We start from the raw sequence: 10,933 nt of genomic DNA on the forward strand, positions 1-10,933 counted from the left end.
TTAATATAACACAAATGAATTTTAAATTAAAAGTTTTTATGGTTGCAATGTTGCTGGTCAACATTCAATTGTTTGCACAGGACTCCTATAGTTTATCTGGTACTGTGACAGATGCTAACAATGTACCGATTCCAGGTGCTAATATTGTTGTGGCAAATACAACTAGAGGTACTCAAAGTGATTTTGACGGTAATTTTACCATACAGGTTACAAGTGGTGATTTATTGCAATTCTCTTATATAGGGTATGCTACGCAAACAGTAGCAATTGTCTCTCAAAAAACAGTTAATGTAACCCTTCAGGAAGATGCTAGTCAGTTAGATGAAGTTGTCGTTGTTGGTTACGGTACGCAAAAGAAATCAACATTAACAGGTTCAATTTCTAAAGTAACTAATGAGACCTTAGACCAAATTGCGGTTTCAAGGGTGGATGATGCACTGATCGGACAAGTTTCCGGTGTTAATATTCAGGCCACTAATGCTGAGGCCGGTGGTGCACCTACCATTACTATTAGGGGTGTAGGATCTGTAACTGCAGATTCTGGACCGGCATTGGTTGTTGATGGTATTGTAGTGAGTTCGGAGTTTCTTGCTAACATAGATATGAATGATGTTGAGTCTTTTGAGGTGCTTAAAGATGCTGCTTCAGCTGCAATTTATGGTAGTGAAGGTTCTAACGGTGTAATTTTGATTACTACAAAAAGCGGTAAGGCTGGTAAAACAAAGTTTAGCTATCAAGCCTATACGGGTTTCAAAGATGCACATGGAAGTGATGACTACAAAAAGAGTGTTGCTGAATGGGCTAAGATAGAACAAGCTGCTACCGGAACACTATCTGGTGAAACTTTATACGCACAATTGTTAGTGGCTACAACTGGTGTAGATAGAGATTGGCAAGATGTGTTTTTCGACGGTGGAACTGTAACCAGTCATTCTTTTTCTGCACGTGGTGGTACTGAAGATACTAAGTTTAGTGCATCATTAAGAGCATTGCATGATGAAGGTGTTGTAATTACTGATGATTATAAATTATATACAGGAAATATAAAGTTAGATACAAAATTAGGTGAAAAGGTAAAGTTTGGTTTAAGAGCTACACCTTCGTATACTTCACAAAGAAGGTTGCCAACTTCAATTCATAATCCTACTAGGCAATCGCCATGGTTGCCAATATATCATACGGAGGAAACATTGCAATTTATTAATAGAGATGTTTATCCAGATGTGGGTGTAGGAGACTATTTCTATGAAAACCATTTGGTTAATTTAGATTTGGATAATGATGGTAATACAGAAAGGCCAAGAACATCTGGTGATTCTAACCCGTATGCTCAATATGTGGAAAGAGAGCATTATGAGTTTAATACTAAATTATTTGGGTCTACATATGTGAGCTATGAGTTGTTAGACGGTTTAACCGCTAAAACTTCTTTAGGTGTTACTTTAGAGCATAGAAAACGTACAAGATATGATGGTACATTGCACCATGCTTCTGGTAACAGTAGAGCGGCATATTATTTGGCTAATAGATCTAGAACAAGGTTAATTAATGATAACACTCTAAATTATTCTACAAACTTTGGCGGTGATCATGATTTAAACTTGTTGGCGGGTATGACCATTCAACAAAGAAAATCTGAAGAAAGTATAATGACCGGTGGTGGATTTTCTAATGACTTGTTGAAAAATTTCCAAGGTGCTACTTTAATTGATAACCCTACTGAAATTAATACAGAGCTTAAAAAAGTAGGTTATTTTGCTAGAGTTAATTATGCGTATAAAGATAAGTATTTGGTTAATGCATCTTTTAGACGAGATGGTAGTTCTGTATTTGGTGTAGATTCTAAATACGGTAATTTCCCAGCTGTGTCTTTGGGGTGGAACGTTGCTAAAGAAAACTTCTTATTGAACAGTGACATAGTCAATAACTTAAAGTTTAGAGCTAGTTATGGTTTAACAGGAGCTGAAAATTTCAATGTTGGTGATGATAATGTAAACCTTTACCCATATTTAGCATTACTTCAAAATTCTAATGCGATAACAGATGGTAGTATAACTCCTGGTGTATCGCCAAGAAACATTGCCAATGCCTTATTACAATGGGAAGCTTCAGAAGAAATGACTTTTGGTGTTGATTTCGGATTCTTGAATAATAGAATATCTGGTTCTGTGGATTACTATAAGAGAACAAGTGATGAACTATTATTGGAAAACCCTGTTTCTTACATTACTGGTTTTACAAGCGGTATAGTAAACTTAGGAGAGGTTGAAAATAAAGGTGTGGAAGTTGAAATAAGAACCAAGAATATTGTTGGAGAGAAATTTAGATGGAACTCTACATTGATTGCTTCTACTAACCAAAACGAATTGTTGAGTTTTGGAGATTCTAACAATGCTTTAATAGAAGATGATTATGGTAGAAACTCTCAATGGATAAACAGAATTGGCGAGCCAATATCATCTTTCTGGGGGTATGTTGTTGATACGGATTTATACGATGATACACAGTTTAGAACTACCTATGTAGATAATCCTTGGAATAGAATTAACGGTCAGGCAGATGATACGATCGTTAAGGATTTAAATGGTGACGGTATCATAACAGAAGAAGATAAAACCATTTTAGGTGATCCATACCCAGACTTAGTGTACAGTTTTACTAATGAGTTTCAGATGGGGAATTTTGACTTCTCATTTATGGTACAAGGTAGCTTAGGTGCTCAAGTGAATAATATTGGTGATCAATATTTCTATAACTGGTTTGGTAATAGAACACGTAGTGGAGGAGAGGCACAAGCAGTTGCTGACGGTTTAGTACCACATACATCTTTTATTCAAGAAAAGGTATTGACCAGTGAAGTTATAGCAAATGCAGATTATTTTTCTTTAAGAAATATAAATCTTGGATACAATTTCCCTGATGATGTTACATCTAAAATTGGTATTGGAGGTCTAAGAGTTTATGCAACTGCTCAGAATTTAGTGTATATCACTGCAGATGACTATCATGGTTTTAACCCTGAGCATGTAGATGGTTCTAACCCAAGGGCTTATGGTTCTCAAAGAGCTGGTACGCCAATATTTAGAACATTGACATTGGGTCTTAACATTGATTTTTAATTTTTAAAAGATACTTATTATGAAACATATAAAATATATAGTCTTTATGATCACAGGGGTGATATTCCATTCCTGTAGTGATGATTTTTTGAACCCTTTGCCAGAAACGGCAGTTGCGGTTGAGTCATTCTTTCAATCAGATGCAGATGTTTTAGCCGGTGTAATAGGCATTTATGATGCATTACAAGGTGTAAATGAAAATACGACCACAAATATTGGAGATGCCAATAGAGGGGTTCAGTTTGAGCACTTATTAACAGAGCATAGAACTGATAACACTCGTAACGCTACATTAGAAGGGTCTAAGTCAGATTTTCACAGATATGTGGTAAATGCCAATAACGTAGAATCTGAAGATTACTATCAATCTATGTATGAAGTGATATTTAGAGCAAATAACATATTAGGCTTTATAGAAGTTGCAGATGTAGAAAATCAAGCCAAGTATGCTGCCGAGGCAAAATTTTTAAGAGCTTATGCATATTTTAACTTGGTTAGGTTGTATAGCGACGTTCCTTTGGTAACAGAAGTTGTTGGTCCAACCGATAATGAAGCTTTGTTTACCCGTATTCCTGAAGCACAGATCTATGCTCAAATAGTTGAGGATTTACAAGAAGCTGTGAACGTTTTGGATAATTCAGCTAAGGCAAGAGCTTCTAAAGCGGCGGCACAAGGTATTTTGGCTAAAGTTTACATGACTCAGCCAAACAAAAATTATTCTGGTGCTAGTCAACTTTGTGAAGCAATAATCAATAGTGGAAATTTTTCTTTGGAAAGTAACTATTCAGATGTTTTTTATGACGAGTTGAACGATGAAATTATTTTTGCGGTACAATATGTAGCTGGTAACAGTGCGGAGAGTCAAAGTTTTTCTTCAGAATTCACTTCAACTTTCCGTCAAGGAAGAGAAGATGGGCAGAATATTGTGAATGATAATTTAGTAGCCGATTTCGTTGCCTATGGAGGTAACAGAACAGAGGTTTCTTATGTAACATTCAATACAACTTCAGAAGTTGCAAAATTTCTACCTGAAGGTACAGATCTTAGTGTAACACCGCCAGATTATGGTTTAAGTGCAAGAGATGCAGGTAACGATTATATAGCATTGAGATATGCTGATGTATTATTAATGCATGTAGAAGCGGCAATAGGTGATGGTACTAGTACAACTGATATTGGCGCTTTGGAATCTTTTCAAAAAATCAGGGATAGAGCTTTTCCTGATACAGCTCCAAACACTGTTTCAAGTGTTTCAAAAACAGAACTTTTAAGAGAAAGACGTGTTGAATTGGCATTTGAAAACCAACGTTGGTTCGATTTACTTAGGTTCGGTGTAGCTGATCAAGTATTGAGTGCACATGCTGAGGAAATGGGATACGTTTTTTCTTCTAGAGCTTTATTGCTGCCAATTCCTGCAAGGGAAATAAATATTAGTGGTGGTTTATTAACACAAAATCCAGGATATTAATATAAAAACTATGAGACAGAAAGTAAATATATTTAGTAAGACAAAACTATTGCTTATGGCTATAGTTTCGGCTGGCATGGTAGCTAGTTGTGTAAATGATGAACTTTTTAGGGATGATTTACCAGATACTAATTCAAAGGTAGACACGGTATTTCCAGCGGCTAATTTTTCTTATGCAGCTTCCTCAGATGATTTTAGGATCATCAATTTTACCAACCTAGCTACAGAAGCTACTGTTTTTGAATGGGATTTTGGTAATGGAAACACTTCAACGGAGCAGGATCCAACATTTACTTTTGACGGTGAAGGTACATATCCTGTAACGTTAACCGCAATAGACGGTAATGGTGTTACTGGTTCTACTACTATAGAGGTAATGGTTGTAGAAGGACCCTTTCAACCTATTATTCTTGAAGCTGGCTTTGAAGATGATACCTTGCCAGAAGGAGGAGGAGACGGTCGTGATTCTTGGAGAAATAGTGATTTGGGTGGTGTAATACAAATTACAGGTAGTCCGGTTACTTTTGGAGATCAAGGAGCAAAATTACCGGTACCGGCAGGTGATCGTGTAGGTTATCAGGAAATTACTGTAGAGCCAGATACTAATTATGATTTAAGTTTTTGGTATACTATGTTAAGTGGATCTTCTGATCCTTCATTAACTGTTGCTGTATTGGGTGTTACGGAGAATGGACCTTTTGCAAATAAAGAAGAGGCAAATGATGCAATTATAGCATCTGTAACCGTAACGGACGATTCTGAACCAGATGTTTATGTACAGCAAAAACTTTCGTTCAACTCAGGTATAAATAATACTGTTGCAATTTACTTTACAAACGGAGAGGTTGAGGCTAGACTTGATGATTTTACAATAGAAGTTGGAATACCAGGAGCTGTACCGCCATCGGCAGGATTTGATATAGCACAGAGCGAAACAAACTTCTTAGAGTATACTTTTACGAACTCTTCTGTTAACGCTTCTACTTACGAGTGGGATTTTGGAGATGGTAATACTTCAACAGATGAGTCTCCTACACATGTATATGAAACTGCTGCAGATTATGTTGTGACATTAAATGCTACCAATGATTCTGGTTTATCAACGGAGTTGACTAAAAACATTACCATCTTGGCACCGGTATCAGCAGCCTTTTCTTTCGAAGTAGATGCAGATGATTATAGAACATATTCGTTTACCGATGAATCTGTGGATGCGGTAATGCTTTTATGGGAGTTTGGAGATGGTTACCAATTTACGGGTATGAATCCTACTCACACTTATGAAGAAGATGGTATATATGTAGTTACTTTAACAGCATATAGTCAAACAGGAAATACTTCCGAAGCAACGGAACAGATTACGATAGCAGATGGTTTTATTGTTGAGGTTGTAAACGGTGATTTCTCTGATGGTTCTTCTAGTTGGAAGCCATCTAGTTTTGATGGCAGTAATTCAAATGCCTTTAATACAAGTTCAGACGGAGATTCATTTGACTATACGGGAGCGGATACAGGTTCTAAAACACCTGGAGCAAAGTATACAAGTAGTACTACAATGGTAGGTCCACTTGAAAGTTTGTCAAGAACATCTTCTTCTAGAGCTGCATATCAAGAGATTACCGTAGAACCTAATAAAGAATATACGATAGAGTTTAGCGCAGCTATTACAAATAGTGGTGACGCTGTTTATGTAGAGATATTGGATGGTTGGTTCGATGGCGATGGCGCTGCTGCCTTTGCTAGTTCAACAGGAGCGGGTCCTTTAGGAAGAGCTGTAGTTGATGTTGCTAACGGTAAGGGTAACTTTACAATGGGTACCGATACATTTACTTCTAATGCAAGTGGACAGGTGACTATTTGGATGTATTCTTTGACCACTGCAGATGCATGGGTTGATAATATTAAGGTTTATGAAGCACCATAATTTATTTGATTCTAATGTATAGGATATCACATCTTTTGATATTGTCATTAATGTTTCTCTCTGTAGAGGCTGCCTCCCAAACTATGGGAGGTGACCTCACAGAGTCAGAAACAAAAACGGAGAAACGTAGTAAAAAAAAGAAAAGGAAAAAAACCAAACTTCCAGACATAGATTTATCACATTGGAAGGTTACAATTCCAGAGGGTTCTGGCAAGGGAGGTGCTATTAGTGTTGAACCTCCAGAAATTCTGGACTATGCAAATAATGATATCTTAAAACCATATATGTTTAATGATTCCACTAAAGGGGCGTTAACATTTTATGCATATCCTACTTCGGCTACTACGGCAAACACCAAGTATTCTAGGTCAGAACTTAGAGAACAAATGGTGCCCGGTGATGACAATATAAACTGGACGTTTAAACAAGGTGGAAGCTTAAAGGCAAAACTTTCGGTCGATGAAGTGTCAAGAGATAAAAATGGAAAGTACCACAAGGTTATTATTTTACAGATTCATGGCAGGTTAACCAATGAGCAAAAAGAACTAATAGGGCAAAGAGATAATAATGCCCCACCAGTTTTGAAAATTTACTGGCAGAACGGCAAAATAAGGGTAAAGACGAAAAAGCTAAAATTTGCTGATGTTAATTCAGTTGGAATATTACATGAAGAAGCTTGGACAGATGATGAAGGATTTAATTTTGAACAAGAGGTAGGCTTTGGAAAGTTTCAAATTGAAGTAAAAGTAACAGATGGTAAAATGGTAGTTTCATTGAATAATACTGAGTTTGCTGTTTATGATGATTTTAATATGAAACGTTGGGGAGTATTTGAGAACTATTTTAAAGCAGGTAATTACTTTCAAAGTAGAGATGAAGGTTCTTTTGCTAAAGTTAGCTTCTATGATTTAGAAGTAAAACATTAATATGTATAGATGAAATTAAGGAATAGTCTAGTGATTACGAAGCATTTTGCAATTAGCTGTCTTTTCATGTCTTGGTTGTCACTTTGTTTTTTGAGTTGTGATAGTTCTTCAGATGAAATTGAAAGTGAAGTAGAGCAAGAGGTAATTGAAGAGGAAGAGATTATTGAGGAGGAACAAGAAGTTGAAGAAGAAATAGAGGAAGTGAAAGTAGAAGGAGTGGACTATTTTTTGCCTAATATTGATTTAGGAAATTGGAAAGTGACATTGCCTATTGGTAGTCCAGACGAGGTAAATCCACCAGAAATAATAGATTATGCTACTGATGAAAGGTTATTGCCGTTCATGTATAATGATTCTACAGATGGCGCTTTGGTTTTTTATACATCACCTGGATCATCAACAGCAAACTCTTCTTATTCAAGAACAGAGTTGAGAGAGCAAATAGTTCCGGGTAGTAATAGTACAAATTAGACTTTTGCACAGGGCGGACGTATGAAAGGTACATTGTCTGTGCCTGAAATATCTGTAGATGATGGCGGAGATTTTCATAGAACATTGGTTATGCAAATTCATGGTAGGTTAACTAATGAGCAAAGAGATTTAATAGGTGAGAATGATAATAATGCACCGCCGATGTTGAAGATATATTGGCAGAAAGAAAGGGTTAGGGTGCTTACTAAAAAGCTTAAGAATATAAATGCCACTGACGAGGAAATACTACATACTGATGCTTGGGAGGATAATGAAAGTCATACATTTTCAGAAGTTGTAGGTAATGATAAGTTTACTTTAGAAGTTGTAGTTTCAGAAGGAAGAATGGAAATTATATTGAATGATTCTGAATCTGTTGTCTATAACGACATTCATATTGAAAAATGGGGTGTATTTGAAAACTATTTTAAAGCTGGTAATTATTTACAGACCATAGAAAACAATGCATTTGCGTACGTAAAATATTATGAATTAGAGGTTATGCATTAATTTTAAAAGAAAAATATACCTAGTATAACAAAGAAAGTTGTTTGAGTTAGATTTGTTGAAATGAATTTACTGGCCTGTTTTAGGCCAGTAAATTTTAAATTAAACCAGTAGTTGTTCATTGTATATTAATTTTGCAAATTAATGACTAAGAATTACTAACGATTTTCTCTTAAAGCAAGTTATAAATGAAATTAGAAATCCTCACAAGGAATGAGAGCAATGAAATACAGAATGAGATAATATTACAGCTCAGAGATTTAATGAATAATAAAAATCTGGAGCCAGGTGATAAATTACCTTCAGAAAGAACATTGTCAGAGAAATTTGGTGTAAGTAGAAGTAGTGTTCGTGAAGCGATTCAGAAACTGGAATTTTACGGAATCTTAGTTTCTAAGCCTCAGAGCGGTACATTCGTTGCTGAAATAGGTCAAGTGGCCATGAATGGAATGGTTAACGACATTCTAAGGTTAGATGAGCCGGATTTTAAATCATTGGTAGAAACTAGAATTTTGTTGGAGCTTAAAACTGTACGTTTGGCAGCTAGAAGAAGAACCGGTGATGATTTGGAGCTAATGAAAAATGCCTTGGAAGCTTATAGGGAAAAAGTTGAAAATGGAGAAGATGCAGTTCAAGAAGATTTGTTGTTTCATTTAGCTATAGCCAAAGCTAGTGGTAATAGTACAATGAATACTTTTATGTTGATTATAACACCTGAAATTCTTACCAATTTTGAAAAGTACCATGTTTGCGATAAGAATATGGCTTTCAGAGGTATTCAGGAGCATCAAGATATTTTTGATGCCATCAAGGAGCAAAATCCTCAATTGGCCAAAGAGAAGATGAAAGTACATTTTAAAAATCTTTATCAATTCTGCTATAATATATAGGGTTGAGGTTGACACTCTTATTGAAATACTTTTATAAATAATCCAATTTTGATTTTGAATTAGGTCAAAATAACTACTAAAAGAAGAACATGCCTAAATCATCTATTTGGAAAAAGCTTTTAGCTCTAGTTTTAGCCTTTGGACCAGGAATTTTTGCGATTGGTTATACCATTGGTACTGGAAGTGTTACCTCTATGATCGTGGCAGGGAGTACTTATGGAATGCAACTTTTGTGGGTGTTGTTATTAAGTTGTGTTTTTTCGGGTTTGCTAATGTATGCCTATGGAAATTTTGCGTTGGTAACGGGTGAAACAGCATTGTTTGCTTTTAAAAAGCATTTAAAGTGGGGCAAACTTATTGCAATTCTTATAATCTTAGGTATTTCATTTGGTCAATGGAATTCGCTAATGGGTATTCTGGGTATTTCTGCGAATATAATTTATGAAATCTTTCTTTTTTATTATCCTGGATTGGTCAATGCCAAATATGAGACAGTTCTAGCAATAGCCATTGCTGTAATAATTGTGTTTTATGGTTTATTGCTTGTAGGTAAATACGCTTTTTTTGAGAAAATTCTTGTGATTTTCGTTACAATAATGGGGCTTTCTTTCATCATTTCTTTATTTATGGTATATCCATTACCATTGGAAGTGGTAAAAGGTTTGGTGCCAACAATTCCAAAAGTTGAAGGTGGTCAAATGATGGTGGCTGCATTTGTGGGTACAACAATGGCTGCGGCCACATTCTTGTCAAGGCCATTATTTGTAAAAGGAAAAGGATGGACCATTAAAAATAGAAATCAACAAAAAAAAGATGCAATAATAGCGGCTTCATTGGTTTTCTTTATTAGTGCCTCCGTTATGGCAGTGGCTTGTGGAGCTCTTTTTCATCAAGGGCAGCCGGTAACCAAAGTATTGGACATGGTAAATACGCTTGAGCCCGTTGCTGGTAAATTTGCATTAACATTATTCTTCTTTGGAACTTTAAGTGCAGGGCTATCTTCAATATTTCCATGTTTATTGATAGCGCCAATATTATTGGCAGATTATCAATCTGGGGAGTTGGATACAAATTCAAAACAATTTAGAGTCATTACCGCAATAGCGTGTTTGTTCGCTTTAATAGTGCCGGTATACGGAGCAAACCCTATAGAAATGCAAATACTTTCTCAAGTATTTAATGTTTTTGTATTACCATTGGTTATACTAGGAATTATTTTGCTGATTAATAGCAAAAAACTTATGGCTCAATATAAAGCAGGTTTATTGCTAAACATTGGTCTTTTTGCTGCCTTATTCTTCTCTTGTGTAATTTCCTATAATGGTATAGTGGCATTGCTTGGTTATTTTTAAAATAATAGCGGTCAATTAATTTAAATGCTTTCCAACATTTTATTATAAAATGGTATAGATGTATCTTTATCCCCTATTATTCAAATTATATGGGATATTAGCTCAGTTGGTTTAGAGCGCTGCCTTGACAGGGCAGAGGTCACCGGTTCGAATCCAGTATATCCCACTTAATTGTAAAACATAAATAGTAGTCAATATTATTTTATTTTTGCCACTCTGCTTGTCCATATTTACAATCTATAATCATTTTCTGCGTTTATTTTCAAAAGCTTATTG

At 35.6% G+C, this 10,933-nt stretch carries 6 protein-coding genes, 1 tRNA gene and 1 pseudogene; all 8 read left to right on the top strand.

Translation table 11 applies throughout. From position 1 onward, the window contains the following. The first annotated feature begins 14 nt into the window (after positions 1 to 14). The 8 genes and pseudogenes from B2Z27_RS12580 to B2Z27_RS12615 all read left to right on the top strand — a co-directional run bounded on the left by B2Z27_RS12580 (position 15) and on the right by B2Z27_RS12615 (position 10,823). The gene (locus tag B2Z27_RS12580) at positions 15 to 3,119 is read left to right on the top strand and encodes a SusC/RagA family TonB-linked outer membrane protein (protein WP_286813915.1); all 3,105 of its coding nucleotides are present in this window, start codon (positions 15 to 17) and stop codon (positions 3,117 to 3,119) included. 19 nt (positions 3,120 to 3,138) lie between these two features. Beyond that, complete coding sequence (locus B2Z27_RS12585; RefSeq protein WP_071340228.1) at positions 3,139 to 4,587, top strand: RagB/SusD family nutrient uptake outer membrane protein; 1,449 nt, start codon at positions 3,139 to 3,141, stop codon at positions 4,585 to 4,587. Between the two features lie 55 nt (positions 4,588 to 4,642). Next, positions 4,643 to 6,511 carry a PKD domain-containing protein gene (locus tag B2Z27_RS12590; protein WP_232231312.1) on the top strand — a complete coding sequence of 623 codons (1,869 nt, stop codon included), beginning with the start codon at positions 4,643 to 4,645 and terminating at the stop codon, positions 6,509 to 6,511. A gap of 50 nt (positions 6,512 to 6,561) precedes the next feature. Further along, a complete protein-coding gene (locus B2Z27_RS12595) occupies positions 6,562 to 7,437 on the top strand; it encodes a polysaccharide lyase family 7 protein (RefSeq protein ID WP_244745189.1) in 876 nt (291 codons plus the stop codon). 66 nt (positions 7,438 to 7,503) lie between these two features. Then, a pseudogene (locus B2Z27_RS12600) lies at positions 7,504 to 8,418 on the top strand (polysaccharide lyase family 7 protein). A gap of 185 nt (positions 8,419 to 8,603) precedes the next feature. Then, positions 8,604 to 9,305, top strand: coding sequence for a FadR/GntR family transcriptional regulator (locus tag B2Z27_RS12605; protein WP_210707583.1), 702 nt, complete (start codon positions 8,604 to 8,606; stop codon positions 9,303 to 9,305). A gap of 89 nt (positions 9,306 to 9,394) precedes the next feature. After that, complete coding sequence (locus tag B2Z27_RS12610) at positions 9,395 to 10,657, top strand: Nramp family divalent metal transporter (protein ID WP_286813917.1); 1,263 nt, start codon at positions 9,395 to 9,397, stop codon at positions 10,655 to 10,657. A gap of 91 nt (positions 10,658 to 10,748) precedes the next feature. Continuing rightward, positions 10,749 to 10,823, top strand: a tRNA-Val gene (locus B2Z27_RS12615). Positions 10,824 to 10,933 lie beyond the last annotated feature (110 nt).

The sequence above is a fragment of the Maribacter sp. UBA3344 genome (assembly GCF_002362375.1).
Taxonomy (GTDB): domain Bacteria; phylum Bacteroidota; class Bacteroidia; order Flavobacteriales; family Flavobacteriaceae; genus Maribacter; species Maribacter dokdonensis.

Coding starts and splice junctions, on each gene's coding strand:
- B2Z27_RS12580 (WP_286813915.1), top strand. CDS start 15: ATGAATTTTAAATTAAAAGTTTTTATGGTTGCAATGTTGCTGGTCAAC.
- B2Z27_RS12585 (WP_071340228.1), top strand. CDS start 3,139: ATGAAACATATAAAATATATAGTCTTTATGATCACAGGGGTGATATTC.
- B2Z27_RS12590 (WP_232231312.1), top strand. CDS start 4,643: ATGGCTATAGTTTCGGCTGGCATGGTAGCTAGTTGTGTAAATGATGAA.
- B2Z27_RS12595 (WP_244745189.1), top strand. CDS start 6,562: ATGTTTCTCTCTGTAGAGGCTGCCTCCCAAACTATGGGAGGTGACCTC.
- B2Z27_RS12605 (WP_210707583.1), top strand. CDS start 8,604: ATGAAATTAGAAATCCTCACAAGGAATGAGAGCAATGAAATACAGAAT.
- B2Z27_RS12610 (WP_286813917.1), top strand. CDS start 9,395: ATGCCTAAATCATCTATTTGGAAAAAGCTTTTAGCTCTAGTTTTAGCC.